This is a genomic window from Enterococcus canintestini (genome assembly GCF_001885735.1).
Lineage (GTDB): Bacteria > Bacillota > Bacilli > Lactobacillales > Enterococcaceae > Enterococcus_C > Enterococcus_C canintestini.
Genome location: NZ_JXKG01000016.1, coordinates 40744 through 60756, shown reverse-complemented (window position 1 = coordinate 60756; position 20013 = coordinate 40744). Strand labels below are relative to the sequence as shown.

Sequence of the window (20013 nt, the reverse complement as noted above, 5' to 3'; positions counted from 1 at the left end):
CCAACACAATTTGACGAAGAGCCATTATTATTTAGGTGGCATTTTTTGTTTTTGCTACTACTGGCTAGAATGGAGTATTAAACTTTGTAAAAGATGTATTCTTTTTCTCCCACAGATAAAATAAATTGCGTCGCCTGATCGTAATCATGATAGGCAAAGGAAAGTTGCGTATATTCATCTCCAGCCTGCGTGACTTTTCTAATATTTTCCACTGGATATTTTGTGGCAACTTGTTGAGTAAGTGGCGTAACGTAAATATTTTTATAATCACTTTCTGTTAAAATTACACTATTTTTGGGTAGTGTAATAGTTAATGTTGTCGGAGACACAGTCGCCTGAACGGTCTCGTTTATATTTGGTAAGACATAATGAAGCGTTTTGAAATCAGCAATCTTACTGGCAGTAATTGGTAGTTCCCATGAACCAGTGAATGTTGTGAAATCTTCGCCGTCTTTTAATTCATGATAACCAGGAGCATCATTTTTTGCATAGTAACCGGTAATCTTGGTGACAACTACTTTTGCATTGCGTAAATCATGAATCATATTTTTCGCCTGATAACGGTAATTAATATGCAGTTGCTGTTTTTTCTGATCGTAGTATTGAGTGTCAGTCAAAGTTCCTTTTAAACTTTGCTGGGATAAGTTGGTGCCTTTATCGAATAAAACTTTATCATTTTTCTGTAGGGCAAAATTTAAAGCATAATTTTTAATCGTTTTTTTCTTTAAAGGAGAATCTTTAGGAAAATCAATAATAAAATGCAGTCCCAACTCATTATCATCTGTATAAACTTCCGCTAATTGAATAGTTATATCTTTATTTACCGTAGCACTAGATTGTTTTGTGACAAAACCTTGTTCTTTTAAAGTCTGGTTGGTAAATATGTCAGTAAAAAAATAATTAATTGTAGCACTACCAATTGGTGTCACTGTAAATAGTAAAAGAAGCACGATTACAGCAAGGGCATATTTCATAAATACTGGCTGATAAAAGCCAAATTTTTTTTGTTTATTTTTAGTGGCAATGACGGTGTAGGCATTATCAAAAGCTATCCGTGCTTCTGCTGATAAAGGTGTTTCTTCTTTTAGTTCCTGTTGCATTTTTTTCTCAAAATTATCCATTTAGTCGCCTCCAGCTTTTAAGTACATCTTTTTAAGTAAGTTTCTCCCACGGGATAGTTTTGACTTAACTGTTCCCTCTGGTTCTGCTAAAACAGCACTGATTTCTTTGACCGAAAAACCATTATAGTAATATAAAATTAAGGGAATACGATAGGTATCTTGTAAAGATTGGAGAAATTGGTTCATCGTCATTGCTTCATTTAAATCTATTTTTGTCGGTTGAACCATTTCTTCGGTAGCCTCTGGTATTTCATTTGCGTAAGTATGCTGTTTTTTTAGCAGTAGTTTTTTACAATTATTAATCAGAATACGACAAACCCAAGTATAAAAATATTGAGGATTATTCAATTTCTTTAAATTTTCAAAAGCATTAATGGTAGTTTCTTGTAAAACATCTGCGACATCGTGTTCATTTTGCAAATATTTTTTAGCTAAATTGTATAAACGTACTTCATATTTTTTCATCACGCTGATAAATGCCTCATGATTGCCTTTTTGTGCCTTTTTTATTAATTTCGTATCATCTTGCATCGCTAATAGCTCCTAGTGTCCGTTGATTTACTCCCACATTTTTGCCACCTTTCATTTACTTACATGTATTAGAGTCAAATGACAAGCAGATGGTTGCAAGAGTTGGGAAAAATTTGCCGAAAAGAAATATTCACCTACAATAAATAGACCAGTTAAACGTAAATAGCTGGCGGTAGTTTAAATTTAGCTCTTTTACTTGAGAAAAATACTTGTTGGGAAGATTTTTTAGTGGTCTTGCCGCAAATTAAGTGAGGTCACGATGATTTTTTTGCTATACGCTAAATCAAAGCGATGGTAAATACTAAACCAGAAATAGGATATTACTAACGATAAAAAGTTCTTTTCCAGTATAATTTAGTAATAGAAGAAATTTCGTAACAGCTATCTAATAGAGGTAAAAAGTTTACGCTTAAATTTAGTAGATAAAAAAATAAGTAGTAGTTTAAAATTCTATCCAGTTTTTTTGCCAGAATTATTGAGGCGATTATGCTCTAACAAAAAAAGGCGCGAAGGTGAAAAATGGTGTTAAAGCATAAAATCTAAACTAAATTTTTTCGGGAGAATCACCCCAATAAAACATTGCTACCAAGCGGTTGCTACGAATAAGTTACACGAAAATCAAGAGAAGTTCTTTACTCTTAGAAATGATTGCGGTTACAGTGGAGTTGGAAGGAGGGACAAGAATTGACGGCTGTTGGAGCAAATATTAAATACTATCGCACATTGCATCATTACACGCAAAATGATTTGGCTAATGAACTTCACATCAGTCGCCAGACAATTTCAAAGTGGGAACGAGGCGTCAGCCAACCTACCATTGAATATTTAATTGGACTGTCTGAATTCTTCCAAATCACTGTCGATGAATTAATTAAAGTCACCCACAAAGCAATCAAAGAGGAGGAAACAATCATGAAAAAAGCAATTTTTCTTGTTAGTAATTATACTCCATCCAATAATAGCGAATGGGGTAAAGAGGCAAAAGATTATGGGACTAGAGATTTTCTTGCCAATCTGAGTAAAATGCACCCTATGTATGAATGGCGGGCAGCCCGACCAGCAGAGTTGCCAGAAATTTTAACCAAAGAAAATATCGGCATGCTAGCAGTAGCACCGACTGTTACCCCGCGATTAAAAGAAATTGAAGCACAGTATCCTGGTAAAATTCAAGTGATCTCACCGGCAGAATACGCTAAAATCACCACTAATTTTATCTTGGAACGTTAATTTTAAAGGTTAAATAAAAATGTTTCATTCCCTTTGTAGTCAAAAAAAGGAGGAGTCAGATGCTAAACTATGAAGTATTTAAACCAGAAGAACAGCCTACACAAGCTGCAATGGAAGCTTTTATGAGTCCTGAAATTTTCGCACTTTTTGCTGCTTTAGATCATGATTTGCAAGAAACATATCAAATCAAACCTAAATTTTCTTATTCCAACTGTGCCATGAATCAAAATATTTGGCGAGGCTGGAATATTAAATATCAAAAAAGCGGGCGCTCATTTTGTACCATTTATCCGCAACAAGACTACTTTTTAGCGTTAGTTCCTGGCACGTCTTTTAAGGTACGTAATAAAGAAAATGTGAAAGAAGTAATGTTAGCAGTAGCACTTAGAAAAGAAGCCCTACAAGCTAAAAAGTAATCACTAGTTGATACGGTAGTAAAGAAACTGAGGGAAAGTACCGCGTTTTACTATTTTTATTTTGCCTCAGGTATTCAAGTGGAGTAAACAAATATATATTGTTATTTTTACTGTTGAATATTAGTAGAAGTTGAAATGGTCTATCCGTTATGAAAAAAGAAGCTCTGAAAATTTTTCCTTTAATAAGGAACTTTTTCAGAGCTTTTTATTGCGTGAAATAAGGAAACCTCGGTTGCTTTTCAATTGATTTAAATAACATTGTGTCGTTATCTAAATCAGTGTATTATAGGATTGGTCCAATTTGATATTGCTAAAAATTAAAGATGTAAAGTTATTTATAGCAAAAGCTATAAATAGTGAAAGCAAAAGTCGCAATTGCTTAGACTTTGCTTTTATACCATTGATTTAGGCAATACATTCTTGGGGTTGAATTTTTTTGACACAAATTTGTTTTTGGAACTCCGCAACTTTTTTAGGATTAATGATGCCGACCTCGCCATGTTGGGCATTGGACATGCCACAAGCCATGGAATATTTTAAGACATTTTCGGGTGTAAAGTCGCTAACAATAGCGTGCATAAAACCACCCACGCTAGCATCACCAGAACCAGTGGTATTGCGCACAGTAATTTTGGGAATTTCAACATCGTATAGCTCATCTTTCATTTTACATAAAGCACCTTGGGAACCACAGGAAATCATGACATAATCGATGCCATCAAATAACGGATTTTGTAATTGTTCAAATGCTTCTTCTTTGGTGTTTAGTGAAGTACCTAAAATTTCTGCTAATTCAGGGATATTCGGTTTAATAAAAGAAGGCTTGTAGTGATTTGAAGTTAAAAGATTATGCAATTGCTTACCAGACACATCCATAAAGACCGGTAATGTTTCGCTGATTTCTGTGCGAATTTTTTTTAGCATATCCAAATAAATGAATTCATTTTGTGAATTGATAGAACCGGATATGCAAATTAATTGGACATCTTCTTTTGCCACATACTCTTTTAATTGATCGATTAAAGTGTGCGCTTCTTGGTCTGAAATCAGTGGGCCTTCTTCGACAATTTCAGTATGAAAATTTTGATCGTGCATGATAGAAATAGCGTGGCGGGTTTGGCCGGTTGTTTCTTGCATGGCAACGTTGAAAAGTTGTTCTTTTTGTAAATATTGTGCAACCAGTTGTCCTTGATCGCCGGCTAAAAAACCAGTTAATAAGACTTCGCTACCAGAAAGAGCAGCCGTACGACCAGCATTGATGCCTTTACCGCCAACGGATTGAACGGGGGCAGCAAAACGGTTAGTTTCTCCCAAAGCAAGATGGGGGATGATATAAGAATAATCTAGTGATGGATTCATTGTAATTGTAATAATCATTCAGGTTCCTCCTTAAGGATCTGTGTGTACTGACTATAATGTTGCACCCATTCATCTGGAATACGATCATCTGTGATCAAATAGTCCATTTGATCCATATGTTGGAAAGTATAGACGTCTGATACGCCTAGTTTGGAACTGTCCGCTACGACACAAGCGACTTTTGCCTTAGCAACGGCCGCATTTTGAATATCGCCTTCTTCATATTGTGCGGTTGTAATATTATTTTCAAAAATACCATTCGTAACGATAAATGCAAAATCAATATTTAACGTTTCAAATGAGCGTTTGGCCACTTCACCGATAAATTCTTCAGTGGTACTAATAAATTCACCACCAGTAAGTAAAATACGGTAGTCTGTATTATCTTTTAAATAATTAAAGGAAATTAGACTATTGGTAATGACGAAAAGATTTTTACGGGTAATTTCGGGTAACGCATGAAGAATTGTCGTTCCTGCTCCAACAAAGATGATGGCATTATCGTGAATAAGGTGATTGATTAGTCTGCCAATATATTTTTTTTGTTCGACATTTGTCGTAATTTTTTCATCAGTGGATAGTTCTTTATTTAAGACGTCTAATTTTTGAGCGCCGCCATAAAGTTTATTTAATTTTTTTTGTTTGGATAATTCGGTTACGTCTCGGCGAATGGTCATTTCAGAGACGTCTAGTCGTGATGCGATGTCAGAAATACTTAAATAAGTATGTTGTTGGATAAGTTCTAAGATTTTTTGTTGTCGTTCTTGTTTAAGCATGAACAGGCCTCCAGAATATTTTGTTGGACATTGTTAAAGTTTGTTTCAAATCGATGTTCGACTTCATTGTATAGGAATATGAAATTGTTTTCAACCAAGAGAATAATAAAAAAATGTTCAACTTTGTTAAAGAAAGCGTTGACAGTGTGATTAAATTCGATTATGATGTGAATGTAGAACAAAGTAGAACACAACAACACAAAGTTTAACATTGTTCTTCACAGGTCGAGGAGGTGTCGGAATGGACTATAAATCGATGTTTAGTCCTAAGTTAATTGATTTGTCAGTAGAGGCTACAACCGAAGCAGACGTGTTTCAAATTGTGGCGGCAAAGCTTTTAGAAGCAGGTATGGTGAATGAGGATTATTTTGATGGGATTACAAAGCGGGAAGCAAACTTTCCGACTGGGTTGGTCACCCAGCATTTAAATATCGCATTGCCTCATGCGGATCCAGAATTTGTCAAAGAAGCGTTTGTATTTATATGTCGTTTGAAGTCGCCTGTAAAATGCCGGCAGATGGGTGACAATAGCGAAATGGAAGTTGAGAATTTATTCTTTTTAGGAATTAAAGATGGAAAAAATCAGGTTGGTTTGTTGCAAGTATTTATGAATTTGTTTATGGATGAGGAATTTGTACAGCAGTTTTTGGCGATTGATTGCCCAGAAATGATGTATCAGTTTTTCATTAAAAGTATTGAATCTTAGGAGGAAAAAAACATGAAAAGAAAACTTATCGTAGCTTGCGGCAGCGGGGTCGCTACTAGCCAAACAATTGCCAGTAAAATTGCTAACAAATTTGAAGATGACGGAATTAATTTCCAAGTTGAAGCGGTGGATTACAAATCCATTACCAACGAATTACCACATGCGGGGATTTATGTTTATATTGCGCAACCAGATAGTGAAGTCTTGTCTAAAGCCGATGAATTAGGGGTGAAAGTATTCCCTGGTATTCCATTTTTAACTGGCATGGGCGCTGACGAAATTTACGATCAAATCACTGCATTGGCGAAATAGGAGGAAAAAAGATGGAAATCTTTCAACGTGTTGTTCAAGCAGTTTTAGATTTGGGTTCTGCAATTTTTGTACCATTAATTATTTTATTGTTAGGTCTTTTAGCAGGGATGAAGCTGAAAAAAGCGTTTATGTCGGCGATTACTTTAGGGATTGCTTTTACCGGTATGTCGATGGTGATTGGCTTTATGTCAAATGCCGTGAGTCCGGCTTCAGAAGCTATGGCAGAAAACACAGGCATCAATTTACCAGCTTTAGATATGGGCTGGACGGGTGCTGCTAGTATTACATGGTCTTGGTCTTATGCCTTTGTCTTTTTCGCTGTGACAATTGGGGTAAATTTCTTAATGTTAGTTTTAAACTTAACCAAAACATTGAACGTTGATATGTGGAATGTTTGGGGGAAAGCATTAACAGCGTATTTGGTTTACTTTGTATCAGGTAGTTTAGTTGCTGGTTTTATTACAGCGATTGTTCAAGTAATTTTAGAATTAAAATTAGGGGATATGTTCCAACGACATATTCAAGATTTAACGGGCATTCCATTGGTAACGGTTACGCACTTTATGACTTCTTCTGCGATTGTTTTATTACCGTTTAACATGTTGATGGATAAAATTCCTTTCTTTAATCGTAAAGCAGACGCAAATGCCTTAAAAGCCAAATTAGGTATTTTCTCTGAAAACTCAGTAATGGGCTTTATCATTGGTTTGGCACTTGGTTTTGCGGCATCTTATGGTGTATCAGGTTCACTAAACTTAGCGATTCAAGTTGCAACAGCAATGGCTTTATTCCCAATGATTTCTAAGATGTTTATGCAAGCTTTATCACCACTAGCAGATGCTATGTCAGAATTTATGAAAAATAAATTCAAAGATCGCGAAGTTTATATTGGTTTAGATTGGCCAATTTTAGCGGGACGTTCTGAAATTTGGGTAACAGCAATTTTGTTAGTCCCAGTCTTTATCGGTTATGCGATGTTCTTACCAGGAAACACTGTTTTACCTTTAGCAGGGATTATTAATTACTCGATTGCAGTCGGCGGTTTACTTTTAACTGGTGGTAACTTAGCACGCATGTTGGTTTTAGGTGTGATTACATTACCAATCTACTTGTATACAGCAACTTGGTTAGCGCCAATTTTAAGTAACTTAGCAACAAAAACAGGGGCAGTAGAAGGCTTTAAAGAAGGTCAATTAATTACTTGGTCTTCATTTGAAGGAGCGGAATTCCGTGTCTTGTTTGCTGAAGCCTTTAATAAAAATATTTATGCCATTGCAGGAATCGTGATTTTCTTAGGGCTATTTGTTCTATTAAATCGCTACATGAAGCAAGCTAAAGTACCAAGTCAACGTTATGAAGAGAAAAAAGCAGAAAATTTAGCCGCTAAAACGGCTTAAATGAGGAGTGAGTCATAGTGATTAATGAAAAATTCAAATGGTACGTTTTGTTAATGGTGGCAATTGGACTCTTTGCAACGAATCTTTTTATGCAAAACTTATTAATAAATCTTGTCGTCATTGTACTTGCGGGCTTTATTTATCACTATGGCAGTCCCATTTTATTTAAAGAATATAATGAACGACAAAAACAAAAGTTACAAGCTTCCCAAGAAATCAGAGAGGCCACACGCGAAGTACTGTCTTCCGGGAAACTATTTAAAAAATAATGGGGGAATAAATGATGTCTGATGGACGTATGCTTTTTGAACGGGAACGACAAGATATGGCGGATATTGTCCGTTTAATCTTTACACGTAAACTAACCAATGTAGCGGGAGGAAACTTTTCTTTCTTAGCTGAAAAAGATGGTAAAAAATATATTATTATGACACCGACAATGATGTCAGAAGCGTATTTAGGTAATTTAACGGCAGCGCAAATTTTGGTAGTTGACTTAGAAACAAGAGAGATTGTTTGTGGGGTAGGTAGTCTAACCCGCGAAATCAATATGCACCAAGCTGTTTATAAGACCAATGAAGAAATTAAGGCAGTTTTACATGCCCATGCGCCAAATGCGATGTTTTGGGCTACAAGTGGCTTACCAATGCCGAATTTGACAGAAGCAACGCAAAAAGTAGGACCAGTGCCGGTGATGCGTTTTGCACCTAATTGCTCAGAAGAATTAGCTGAAATTACTAGCACATATATTCGTGAAAATGATCTACCTGTACCCCATATGTTATTACTTGATAGCCATGGCGTTTTAATTAATGCTACAGGAGACGATGGCTTGATGGCAATCCACAAAGCGTTATCTATCTTGGATACAGTGGAATGGAATGCAGAAATCGCTTATAAACAAACTCTTTTCCAAGCATTAGGGATTATGGATAGTTATCATTCTAAAGGCGAAGATATTGCCAATATTATGGATCTAAAAGCAAAAGAAGCCATTTATAACCGCGCTAAAATTGCAGCCGGTGGCGATTAAGATTAACGCAAATAAAAGAGGGTGTGACAGAAGTTGCTTCTGTCACACTGTTTATTTGAAAATGGGAGGTGTGACAAGACATTTGTCACAGCTTATTTTTTTTGTGTTTATGTAAAATAGTTATCTAATTTTTATAAGAAATAAGTTTTTTAGGGTAGACTTCATACTTAAAGACTGCGGGATATGAAAGGGCAAATTCTTATCATTTGCGCTTCATCCTAAAGTGCGCTTCAACCTAAAGCGTTATCCACGTTCGTTGCTTTTTTTAGTCTAGTTTGGTAAGTTTACTCTTTATTGCAATAATGAAACGACCTGAGAAATTTGCAGACAATTTGTCCAGATTTTATCTTCATACTTGAAAATTATCCGTTTTTTAGCTAGCAGCAATTGACAAGTTGGCTTTGATTGGTTACTTTGTTAGATAGACGTTTATCTATCTATAGGAGAAAAAGTATGAATTATGATGAAATGGCAGTGATTTTAAAAGCGTTAGCTGATCCGAAGCGCCTGAAAATTATTGATTTGCTGACTGGTGGTAGTTTATGTGCTTGTGAGCTGTTAAAACATTTTGACTTTACCCAACCGACACTTTCCCACCACATGAAAATCTTGGAAAAGGCTGGGGTGGTGATGGTAACAAAAAAAGGGATTTGGCATCACTATCAATTGACAGAAGATTTTATCCGTCAGTTTCTGGACAGTCAAATGCAATTATTTGGCATTTCAAAGCTGTCGACAGTCAGATAAGATAAAACGAAAAAAGCTGAAACAACGAAAGGAAAGACCAATGACCTACGCACTGGAAATAGAAGATTTAAAAAAAGTATACAGCACCGGCGTGAAAGCTTTGCGCGGGATTGATTTAAAAGTAGAAGAAGGCGATTTTTACGCTCTTTTAGGTCCTAATGGTGCCGGTAAATCCACTACGATTGGAATTATCACTTCCTTAGTGAATAAAACTGCCGGCAAGGTAAAAGTTTTTGGCTATGATTTAGATACGGATTTAGATAAAGCCAAGCAACAAATCGGCTTGGTTCCCCAAGAATTCAATTTCAATCCTTTTGAAACAGTCCAACAAATTGTGGTCAATCAAGCAGGCTATTATGGCGTTTCCCGCAAAGAAGCTTTAAAACGCAGTGAAAAATATTTGAAGCAATCTAATCTCTGGGAAAAACGCAATGAACGGGCGCGGATGCTTTCTGGTGGGATGAAAAGACGGCTAATGATCGCCAGAGCCCTCATGCATGAACCAAAACTTTTGATTTTGGATGAACCAACAGCCGGTGTGGATATTGAACTAAGAAGAGAGATGTGGGGCTTTTTAAAGGCCTTAAATGAAAGTGGTACTACGATCATTTTGACGACCCACTATTTAGAGGAAGCGGAGATGTTGTGTCGCAATATTGGTATTATTCAATCAGGCGAATTAATTGAAAATACGAGTATGAAGAGTCTTTTAGCCAAATTGCAATTTGAAACGTTTATTTTGGACTTAGCGCCATATAAAACACCACTTAAACTCACAGGCTACAACTATGAGTTGGAAGATGAAGTAACGCTTGCAGTGGAAGTTGAACGCAATCAAGGGGTTAATGAAATTTTTAATCAGTTGAGTGAACAAAAAATTAAAGTAGTCTCCATGCGTAATAAATCCAACCGACTGGAAGAATTGTTCTTAAAAATCACCGAAGAAAAAGTTCGTTTGGAGGAAAATCATGTTTAGTCTTTATTTAACTGCATTAAAAAGTCTAGCCGCCAAAGAAACCCATCGCTATTTGCGGATTTGGGTGCAGACATTGGTGCCGCCTGTTATCACCACCTCACTTTATTTCATTATTTTTGGGAAAATGATTGGTGGTCGCATCGGGGATATGGGGGGCTTTTCTTATATTGAATTTATTGTACCTGGTCTTATTATGATGTCAGCCATTACAAGTTCTTATGCCAATGTTTCCTCATCTTTTTTCTCTCAAAAATTTCAAAAAAATATTGAGGAATTATTAGTAGCTCCAGTACCGGCCCATATTATTATTTGGGGCTTTGTAATTGGCGGGGTTGGCCGCAGTACATTAGTTGGCGCATTAGTTACGATTATTTCGTTATTTTTTGTTCCGTTAAATGTTCATTCCTGGTTACTTGTAATTGTGACGTTATTGATGACAGCTATTTTATTTTCATTAGCTGGGCTGATTAATGGCGTTTTTGCGCAATCCTATGATGATGTTTCGATTGTACCAACGTTTGTTTTGCAACCTTTGACTTATTTAGGTGGCGTTTTTTATGCCATTTCGATGTTACCGCCATTTTGGCAAGCTGTCTCTAAAGTAAATCCGATTGTCTACATGATTTCAGGTTTCCGCTACGGATTTTTAGGGACAACCGATATCCCAGTCGCAGTTTCCATGACAGTGCTTATTTTATTTATCGTAGTCTTATACTCAGTTTGTTATTATTTGATTAGTCGTGGCAAAGGATTGCGGAGTTAATCACAAAAAGTAAAATTGAATATATATTTTTAACGAAAGCTAAAGTCTAAAAATAGCGGTACTCATTTTGTGAGTCCGCTATTTTTGAATTTAATGATATAAAATTTGATAGAGATCATTTGTCTTTTTTTAATAGTTGAAAAATCTTTATCAATGCAATATTATCCAAAACCAGTTTTTTATCAATATAATTTTGTATAGATAACTTTTAATGGCTGACTTTGGATGTGAGGTTGTTTGATAGCCTATTAGGTGATATGGAGTTGAACGATTACCTCAAGTTACAAAAGTACAGGAGTCGTTTTTTCGTGATGCTATTTGTTAGTATTTGATAATGTATTTTAAGCTCTTTCATTTGTAATCCTCTTTTTAATATAACGAATAGTTATGGCATGGGTATGAATTAATATTGTCATAAATGTATATTATTACAAAAAATTAGATGTATTTTGTATCTGAATGAAAAGCAGTATAGCTTCCAATTGCTTTTGAGCATTCGTTTTGAAATAAATTAAATATTAAAAATATTACAAAAAAAGATTGACAAATGTCATAATTCTGCGTAAGCTAACACACAACTAAAGATTTCATGCGTTGAAGAGAAGAGTAGCTAAAAAGAGCGATTAAAGAGAGTCCGGTCGGTGTGAAAGGATATTGCACAATTTAGTGAAGATGAGCTCTGAGCATTTCAAATGGTTCACGCCGTTTGGACGGAAAAGCAGTCGTTATTCTGCCGGGTATCAACAGGTACCGTTGAGATATTATTCGTAAGGATAGTATGAATTAGGGTGGTAACGCGAAAAGTCTTCGTCCCTTTGTTTGTCATAGTCTGGCAAGCAAAGGGATGAGGACTTTTTTATTTTCTGCGAAAGTTCAGCAAGTTTCAACAGATTGGTTGGTCGTTAGTTATTACAAAAATCAGGATAGAGGAGTGGCAAAAATGAAAAGGAAAAAGGGTATTTTAGTGGCAGTAGGTATTTTAGCGCTAGCACTCGCTGGATGTACGACCGGTGGGACAGCAAAAGAAAGTGGGGATGTTACAGGAAAAAACGCGATAAAACAAGAAATTAGTGTGAGTTTACCCGCACCGTTAAGTACACTAGACACCACGCAGACGACCGATAAAATCACATTTACTGTCGTGCAGCATTTGTTTGAAGGATTATATCGCTTTGATGATGATAGCCAGCCGATTCCAGGCCTGGCTCAAAAAGTTGCGATTAGTTCTGATGGTAAGACCTATACATTTACCTTAAGAGATGATGCAAAATGGAGTAATGGCGATAAAGTAGTGGCTGCTGATTTTTTATTTGCCTGGAAACGTTTGGTAAATCCTGAAACAATGGGCCCAAATGCTTATCTACTTGATAACGTGGTTAACAGCCAGGCGATTCGTGAAGGTAAAAAATCTGTCGATGAAATTGGTCTAGCAGCGCTAGATGAAAAGACATTTGAAGTACGTTTAAAACAAGCGCAACCGTCATTTTTATCTGTAGTCTCAATTGGTTGGTTGGCACCGCAAAATGAAAAATTTGTCACCGCTAAAAAAGATGCTTATGCCCGTACCAGTGAGGATCTTTTATATACAGGGCCTTTTGTATTAAAAGACTGGAAGCAAACTGGCGATGAATGGACCTTAGTGAAAAATGATAACTATTATGGAAAAGATGAGGTTAAATTAAAGACTGTTCACGGCTCCACCATTAAAGAAGAAAACACAGGTATTCAATTAGTAGATAGCGGTGAGTTGGATTTACAGCGGATAAGTGGTCAATATGTTGAACAATTTAAAAACGATCCACGCTTAGTTACAAAACCCGATGTCGCCAATCAATTTTTGGATTTTAACCAAAAAGCGAATCCAGCCCTAGCAGACGTTCATGTTAGAAAAGCGATTGCTTTAGCCATTAATAAAACACAACTAGCTAAAAATGTGTTAAACGATGGTGCTACTCCTTTAAATGGTCTCATTCCAAGTGGGCTATACACAAATCCTGATACCAAGGAAGACTTTCGTAAATATAGCGGAGATTATAATCTTTATGATGTAAAAGTAGCCAAAAGTGAGTGGGAAAAAGCCAAAGCAGTTGTGGGTAACGGCTTGAAACTAAAATTATTGGTGACAGATGACGATAATGGTGAAAAAGTAGGAGAGTATTTGCAAAGCCAACTGGAAGAAACATTACCTGGCTTAAAAATTGTGATCAATAAACAGCCTAAAGTGAATTTAAATCAGTCTCGTACAGACGGCAATTACGAATTATCAGTTTCAGGTTGGATTGCGGGTTCTAGTGAATTAGATTCTTATTTCAACTTGTATAAAACTGGTTCTTCCTACAACTATGGTGGTTACCAAAATAAAACTTATACAGCACTTGTCGAAAAAGCGCGTACGACAGATGCGAATCATCCAGATGCTTTTTTTAACGATTATCAAGCAGCTGAAAAAATCTTGCTAGCTGAAGATGCAGCTCAAGTTCCGCTATATCAAAGTGCATCAAACTATTTAATTAATGAAAAAGTAGACGGAATTGTCTTTCACGCTTACGGAGATTATTTCAATTTACGTACAGCAAAAGTGAAATAAAGGAGAATAAAAATGAGTCAATTACTGGAAGATTTTTTAAGTTATGTCAAAATCAATACCCGTTCAGATGAAACAGCAACGAAAATTCCCACTACGCCAGGTCAAGTAGAGCTGGCGTTACAGTTAAAAAAACAGTTGGAAGAATTGGGGCTAGATCAGGTTAATTATTTTGTTAAGAACAGTTTTGTTATTGGAGTATTAAAAGGAAATCCAGCAAAAACTTCGATTGGCTTTATTGCGCACGTTGATACAGCAGATTTCAATGCAGAAAATATTCAGCCTAAAGTTTGGTCAAATTATACTGGTCAAGAGATCGTTTTAAATGAAGAGAAAAAGATAGTGTTATCTCCCAGTCAGTTTCCAAACTTAAAAGAATATGTCGGCCAAACTTTAATTACAACAGATGGGACAACGCTTTTAGGTGCCGATGATAAGGCGGGTATTGCAGAAATTATGGCAGCGTTACGGCTAATAAAAGAAATACCTGAAGCCAAGCGAGGAGATGTTTGGGTAGCTTTTGGACCAGATGAAGAAATTGGGCGGGGAGCTGACTATTTTGAAGTAGCCGATTTTCCGGTAGCTTTCGCCTATACTGTCGATAGTGGTCGAGTAGGACATTTTGAATATGAAACATTTAATGCCGCAAAAATGGAAATTAAAATTGAAGGAACGAGCGTCCATCCTGGAACCGCGTATGGACAATTAGTAAACGCAATTAAAATTGGTGAAGAAATTGACAGTCAATTGCCCCAAAAAGAAGTTCCAGAACAGACGAGAGACAGTGAAGGCTTTTATTTGTTAAATAAATTTAGTGGGGATATTTCAAAGGCTGAGTTGGATTATATCATTCGCGATTTTGATCAAGAAAAATTCAGAGCAAGAAAAGAAATGCTAAAAACCATTATCGCCCGCTTAAATGAAACATTTGATTATCCGCGCATTACGTATCGTTTATTTGATCAATACTACAATATGAAAGAGATTATTAAAAAAGAGCCACGAGCGGTAGATTACGCTATTTTGGCAATGAAAAGGTTAGGGATTAAGCCGATTATTAGCCCGTTTCGCGGTGGTACAGATGGTTCTAAAATTTCCTATAAAGGAATTGCCACTCCAAATCTGTTTACAGGTGGTGAGAATTTTCATGGGCCATATGAATTTATTACGCTGGAGGCTATGGAAAAAGCGACCCAAACTATTGTTGAAATTGTAAAAATCACCGCTGAAAACGAATAAATATATTGGTTTTATGAAATAATATTAGTTTTTTATTTATTAAAAAACTCCTCAAACTATATTTTTATCAATTTTGATTGTAATCGTTACCTCTTTTTTTCCAAAAAAATGCTATTTTAAACGTCTTTTTTTGAATGAAAAGAAGTCTTTCTTTTCGCGGTATTTCTTTTATCTTTAACTTTTAGAATTATCAGAAAATTTATATATATTTGTTTTTTTACGAATAAAGTCTTGCTTTTTTAATAATTATTGATTAAAATTTTCGTTAACTTCAGAAAATGCTAAATGTTCTGAAAATTCAATCGATGGCAAGGAGAAAAAGGAATGAAAATGAAAAAGACATCATTATTGGGTATTGTGGCTGTCTGCGGGATTGTACTTTCAGCATGTGGCAGCGGAGGCGGTACAACAGATGGTAGTAACGCCGCAAGTTCTTCTGGTAAAGAAGCAGACAAACAGGAATTTCGTGTTTCGGTTTTACAAGAAATGCCAAGTGCGGATTTATCACTTGCGACCGATACGATTAGTTTTACAGCTTTAAATAATGTGTATGAAGGAATTTATCGTTTAGATAAAGACAGTAAGCCAATTCCAGCTGGTGCGGCAGAAATGGCAACAGTTAGTGAAGACGGCTTAAAGTATACGATTAAATTAAGAGAAGATGCAAAGTGGTCTGATGGTGAACCGGTGAAAGCGTCTGATTATGTCTTTGGCTGGCAGCGAACAGTCGATTCCAAAACAGCTTCAGAGTATGCGTATCTTTTTGAGCCCGTTACGAATGCAGCAGATATTACAGCCGGTAAAAAAGACAAGTCTGAGTTGGGGATTAAAGCAGTAAATGATTATGAATTAGAAATTACTCTAACACGTCCTACACCTTATATGGATTACTTATTCGCGTTCCCATCATTCTTCCCACAACCACAAAAAGTTGTAGAAAAAAATGGCGACAAATACGCGACAAAATCAGACCAATCTGTTTACAATGGGCCTTTTGTGTTAGCAGGATTTGACGGACCGGGGACTGATACGGAGTGGGAATATCAAAAAAATGATACGTATTGGGATAAAGATACGGTGAAATTAGACTCTGTAAAAGTTAGCGTGGTAAAAGAATCTTCAACAGGATTGAATTTATTTAACGACGGCCAAACAGACGACGTAATTTTATCTGGTGAATTGGCACAACAAAACGCCAATCAAGATGCGTTCCAATCGGTAAAAGAGGCGCGTACTTCTTATATTGAAATGAATCAACGCAAAGAAGACTCACCATTTATGAATGAAGATTTACGTTTAGCAATTTCTTATGCGATTGATCGAAACGCCATCGTGAATTCTGTTTTAGGAGACGGATCAGTAGCTTCAACAGGTTTAATTCCATCAGATATGTCTAAAAATCCTGAAACAAACGAAGATTTCACTAAAGAAGCTGGCGATTTGGTAAGTTTTGATAAGAAAAAAGCCCAAGATCACTGGGAAAAAGCGAAAAAAGCATTGGGCAAAGACAGCTTTGAGTTTGATATTGTCGCTTCTGATGATGACGGGACGAAAAAAGTTTTGGAATATTTGCAAAGTACCTTGGAAGAAACATTACCTGGTATCAAAATCAAACCAACACCAGTACCATTTTCTGTGCGACTAGATCGTTCAAATAACGGCGAGTTTGACATGGTATTAGGCGGCTGGGGCGCAGATTACTCAGACCCATCTAGTTTTACTGATTTGTTTGTTACAGGGAACTCTTATAACCGTGGTCAATGGTCAAATGAAGATTATGACAAAGTTGTCAAAGAATCAAACACGACCAATGCAGGCGATCCGATGAAACGTTGGGAAAACTTGCAAGAAGCAGATAAAATCATCAGTTCAACTGCAGGCGTTATCGGCGTTTACCAAAAAGCAGAAGGTCACATGATTAATCCAAAAGTAAAAGGTATCGTACATCACGCTGCCGGCGCTTCATGGGATTACAAATGGACTTATGTAACCGAATAATTTTTATCGTAAAAGAGGCGTGAAAAAAGTTCAGTTACAAGAAATAAACCGGATAATCGGAAAATAGTCGTCATATTTTTACCATTATCTGGTTTATTTTTTTCCGCTACTTTCTTCTTTTATTTGCAAATAAAAGGCCGTGACGTAAATTGTCACAGCCTTTTGCAAATAATTTTTTTAGCTAACGCGCTTTGTCTTTTTAATTAATAATTATTAAATATTACTAATTGCAAAAAAGATGAGGGCTAAAAGCAAAAGAACACCGGCAATTTTTAACCAGAAAGGATAAACACCAGCCCCAACTTGAGAGAAGGGGGTGTAGTTAGCTTTTTTCTTTTGTTTTCTTCCTAAGCTTTCGTGCATGGATCTTTGAAAAGTATCGAAGAAGCCAGAGGAAAAAATCCATAACAAGCTACCCACAATCAAAAAAGGCAATCCTAACATGAAGAGTGTATCCGATAGTGTGATGAAGCTTAAATTATTTTGACTAATGCCAAAAATAATGGCGCCAGCAAAGATAACAAGTGAAATGAGATAAGGACGATATTTTTTCATAGCAAACTCCTTGTGTATTCTGTACATTTTGGCTGTACTGCTTTAACGAAATCGTTAAAAGTGTCTGATTTTTACTCTTTAGGTCAAAAAAGCGAGAACACTTCGTAATAGTGGGCTTAAAAAGCTTTTCTTATACTGTAGCGAATTCATTTCGCAAAGTCAAAAAGGATTTTATTGGCTGGTTAAAAAGCGACAGAGTTTGACTCAACTAAATCCATGAAAGACAACTTCTTTCAAAAAAGAACGTGTTTTTTTCGTGATTATTCCATTTTATAGGAGGAGAAGTAATTTGAATGACTTTCTCAAATATTTTTTAAAACGGCTTTTCTTCATGTTGGTAACATTGTGGCTGATTGCTACGATTACTTTCTTTTTATCAAAGATGTTACCAGGAACACCTTATACTAATGCTGAACGCTTAAGTCCAGAACAAATTGCTTTATTAAATAAACAAATGGGCCTGGATAAACCGGTTATTGTGCAATATGGGACGTATCTGAAAAACTTAGTACAAGGAGATTTTGGTATTTCCTTCCAATTTAAAAATCAACCAGTTGCTACACTTTTAGCAGGACGTGTGGGTCCTTCATTACAACTGGGATTGCAAGCTATTTTTCTAGGAACATTTATCGGCATTATTTTAGGAACCATTTCAGCTATGAAACAAAACACGTGGGTTGATACATTGGCAACGTTAATTGCTATTTTGGGCCGTTCCATTCCCAACTTTGTTTTTGCCGTTTTATTGCAGTACGTTTTTGCCATTAAGTTGCACCTTTTACCGATTGCCAAATGGGAAAGTTTTGCTTACACCATTTTACCGACAATCGCACTGGCTATGTCGCCGCTAGCGGATTCGGCACGCTTTATCCGGACGGAAATGGTAGAAGTGATGCATAGTGATTATGTGGAATTAGCCAGAGCCAAAGGGTTAAGTCGTTGGGAAATTGCCTTTAAACACGGGCTACGTAACAGTTTAATTCCTTTAATGACTTTACTTGGACCTTTAGCTGTCGCACTTATGACGGGCTCTTTAGTAGTTGAAAATATTTTTGCTATTCCAGGAATTGGTGAGCAATTTGTTAAGTCGATTACAACCAATGACTATCCGACAATTATGGCAGTGACGGTGTTGTATTCGGCAATGTTGATCATTGTCATCTTAGTAGTTGATTTATTATATGGAATTGTGGATCCACGGATTCGGGTTTCAGGAGGGAGCAAAGGCTAATGAAGGCTAAACCTAAATATGAAGCTATTACTGATATTCCCGCTTCAGAATTTGAGTTATATCACGGCAGTACAATTAAAGAGCGGGAAATGATTGCCGCGCCGTCTTTGACTTTCTTACAAGATTCATGGCGCCGTTTGCGCAAAAATAAAGCAGCGGTGGTCTGTATGGTTATTTTAATGGTAATCATTTTGATTTCCGTGGTTTCGATTTTCTTTTCACCTCACAATCCCACTAAACAAAATGTTGCGTATATGAATTTACCACCGCGAATTCCCGGCATTAACATCAATGGTTTAAACGGTAAAGCAATGGTCGGTGGTCAATTAGTAGATAAATACGCTGCGGCCAATGTACCAGAGAATTTAAATTACTATTTTGGTACTGACGGTCTGGGGCGTGACGTGTTAAGTCGACTTTTAATGGGGACGCGGGTTTCGTTATTAATCGCTTTTATCGCGGCCATGTTTGATATTCTTTTTGGTGTTACTTATGGACTAATTTCAGGTCTAAAAGGTGGCACTGTTGATACGTTGATGCAACGTTTCTTAGAAATTTTATCCGGTATTCCCAATTTAGTCGTAATGATTTTAATGTTGGTTGTTTTTGAACCGGGGATTCCTTCGATTATTGCGGCAATGGCGATTACCAACTGGATTCCCATGGCCCGTATCGTGAGAGCTCAGACGTTAAAATTAAAAGACCAAGAATTTGTCTTAGCGGCGCAAACGTTAGGAGAAAGTAATTTAAAGATTGCCTTTAAACATATTTTACCCAACATCTCCAGTGTGATTATCGTCCAAATGATGTTTAGTATTCCGACGGCGATTTTCTTTGAAGCCTTCTTAAGCTTCATTGGTTTAGGGCTAACACCGCCAAACGCCTCACTAGGAACGATGTTAAGTGATGGGTATAAAACATTCCAATATCTGCCTTATCTATTGTGGGTACCAGCAGTGACGTTGTCAGTCATTATGATTGCCTTCAACTTATTAGCTGACGGTCTTCGTGATGCCTTCGATCCGAAAATGAAAGAGTGATA

At 36.4% G+C, this 20013-nt stretch carries 20 protein-coding genes and 1 other annotated feature; of the genes, 15 read left to right on the top strand and 5 right to left on the bottom strand.

What is annotated here, in order from left to right; all coding sequences use genetic code 11:
• Positions 1-77 precede the first annotated feature (77 nt).
• Entirely contained in the window at positions 78-1121 is a 1044-nt protein-coding gene (locus RU96_RS09640) for a DUF4179 domain-containing protein (RefSeq protein ID WP_071865323.1), read from the bottom strand.
• On the bottom strand, positions 1122-1652 hold the full coding sequence (locus RU96_RS09635) for an RNA polymerase sigma factor (protein ID WP_071865322.1): 531 nt from the start codon (positions 1650-1652) through the stop codon (positions 1122-1124).
• A gap of 684 nt (positions 1653-2336) precedes the next feature.
• Between RU96_RS09635 and RU96_RS09630 the strand changes: the two genes are divergently transcribed.
• Both RU96_RS09630 and RU96_RS09625 read left to right on the top strand, forming a co-directional pair.
• Positions 2337-2879, top strand: a complete 543-nt coding sequence (locus RU96_RS09630) for a helix-turn-helix domain-containing protein (protein WP_071865321.1) — start codon at positions 2337-2339, stop codon at positions 2877-2879.
• Between the two features lie 59 nt (positions 2880-2938).
• A complete protein-coding gene (locus RU96_RS09625; protein WP_071865320.1) occupies positions 2939-3295 on the top strand; it encodes a DUF3788 family protein in 357 nt (118 codons plus the stop codon).
• A 405-nt stretch (positions 3296-3700) separates the two neighbouring features.
• On the opposite strand, the gene RU96_RS09620 is transcribed toward RU96_RS09625, so the two are convergent.
• Positions 3701-4672, bottom strand: a complete 972-nt coding sequence (locus RU96_RS09620; RefSeq protein ID WP_071865319.1) for a 1-phosphofructokinase family hexose kinase — start codon at positions 4670-4672, stop codon at positions 3701-3703.
• Positions 4669-5430, bottom strand: coding sequence for a DeoR/GlpR family DNA-binding transcription regulator (locus RU96_RS09615; protein WP_071865318.1), 762 nt, complete (start codon positions 5428-5430; stop codon positions 4669-4671). The genes RU96_RS09620 and RU96_RS09615 overlap by 4 nt, the downstream gene beginning before the upstream one ends.
• 241 nt (positions 5431-5671) lie before the next feature.
• Here RU96_RS09615 and RU96_RS09610 point away from each other — a divergent pair, with 241 nt between their 5' ends.
• From RU96_RS09610 to RU96_RS09560, 11 genes are all read left to right on the top strand, one after another.
• The gene (locus RU96_RS09610; RefSeq protein WP_071865317.1) at positions 5672-6136 is read left to right on the top strand and encodes a PTS sugar transporter subunit IIA; all 465 of its coding nucleotides are present in this window, start codon (positions 5672-5674) and stop codon (positions 6134-6136) included.
• A gap of 12 nt (positions 6137-6148) precedes the next feature.
• The gene (locus RU96_RS09605; protein ID WP_071865316.1) at positions 6149-6448 is read left to right on the top strand and encodes a PTS sugar transporter subunit IIB; all 300 of its coding nucleotides are present in this window, start codon (positions 6149-6151) and stop codon (positions 6446-6448) included.
• 11 nt (positions 6449-6459) lie between these two features.
• Positions 6460-7845 carry a PTS galactitol transporter subunit IIC gene (locus RU96_RS09600; protein ID WP_071865315.1) on the top strand — a complete coding sequence of 462 codons (1386 nt, stop codon included), beginning with the start codon at positions 6460-6462 and terminating at the stop codon, positions 7843-7845.
• A 17-nt stretch (positions 7846-7862) separates the two neighbouring features.
• Positions 7863-8114 (top strand): hypothetical protein, encoded by a 252-nt coding sequence (locus RU96_RS09595; protein ID WP_245813020.1) that lies wholly within the window; start codon positions 7863-7865, stop codon positions 8112-8114.
• A gap of 14 nt (positions 8115-8128) precedes the next feature.
• Entirely contained in the window at positions 8129-8878 is a 750-nt protein-coding gene (locus RU96_RS09590) for a class II aldolase/adducin family protein (protein WP_071865314.1), read from the top strand.
• Between the two features lie 453 nt (positions 8879-9331).
• Positions 9332-9625 (top strand): ArsR/SmtB family transcription factor, encoded by a 294-nt coding sequence (locus tag RU96_RS09585; protein ID WP_071865313.1) that lies wholly within the window; start codon positions 9332-9334, stop codon positions 9623-9625.
• Positions 9626-9665: 40 nt separating this feature from the next.
• Positions 9666-10601 (top strand): ABC transporter ATP-binding protein, encoded by a 936-nt coding sequence (locus tag RU96_RS09580; RefSeq protein WP_071865312.1) that lies wholly within the window; start codon positions 9666-9668, stop codon positions 10599-10601.
• Positions 10594-11364 carry an ABC transporter permease gene (locus tag RU96_RS09575; protein WP_071865311.1) on the top strand — a complete coding sequence of 257 codons (771 nt, stop codon included), beginning with the start codon at positions 10594-10596 and terminating at the stop codon, positions 11362-11364. The genes RU96_RS09580 and RU96_RS09575 overlap by 8 nt, the downstream gene beginning before the upstream one ends.
• Before the next feature lie 585 nt (positions 11365-11949).
• Positions 11950-12182 (top strand) — a binding site (T-box leader).
• 122 nt (positions 12183-12304) lie between these two features.
• Positions 12305-13951, top strand: coding sequence for a peptide ABC transporter substrate-binding protein (locus RU96_RS09570; protein WP_071865310.1), 1647 nt, complete (start codon positions 12305-12307; stop codon positions 13949-13951).
• A gap of 12 nt (positions 13952-13963) precedes the next feature.
• Positions 13964-15187, top strand: a complete 1224-nt coding sequence (gene pepT / locus RU96_RS09565; protein ID WP_071865309.1) for a peptidase T — start codon at positions 13964-13966, stop codon at positions 15185-15187.
• 330 nt (positions 15188-15517) lie between these two features.
• Entirely contained in the window at positions 15518-17185 is a 1668-nt protein-coding gene (locus tag RU96_RS09560) for a peptide ABC transporter substrate-binding protein (protein WP_071865325.1), read from the top strand.
• Between the two features lie 213 nt (positions 17186-17398).
• Here the strand turns inward: RU96_RS09560 and RU96_RS09555 are convergent, their stop codons facing one another.
• Positions 17399-17740 (bottom strand): DUF3899 domain-containing protein, encoded by a 342-nt coding sequence (locus tag RU96_RS09555; protein WP_071865308.1) that lies wholly within the window; start codon positions 17738-17740, stop codon positions 17399-17401.
• 289 nt (positions 17741-18029) lie between these two features.
• On the opposite strand from RU96_RS09555, the gene opp3b reads away from it, so the two are divergent.
• On the top strand, positions 18030-18971 hold the full coding sequence (gene opp3b / locus RU96_RS09550) for an oligopeptide ABC transporter permease (RefSeq protein WP_071865307.1): 942 nt from the start codon (positions 18030-18032) through the stop codon (positions 18969-18971).
• On the top strand, positions 18971-20011 hold the full coding sequence (locus RU96_RS09545; protein WP_071865306.1) for an ABC transporter permease: 1041 nt from the start codon (positions 18971-18973) through the stop codon (positions 20009-20011). The genes opp3b and RU96_RS09545 overlap by 1 nt, the downstream gene beginning before the upstream one ends.
• Positions 20012-20013: the final 2 nt, after the last annotated feature.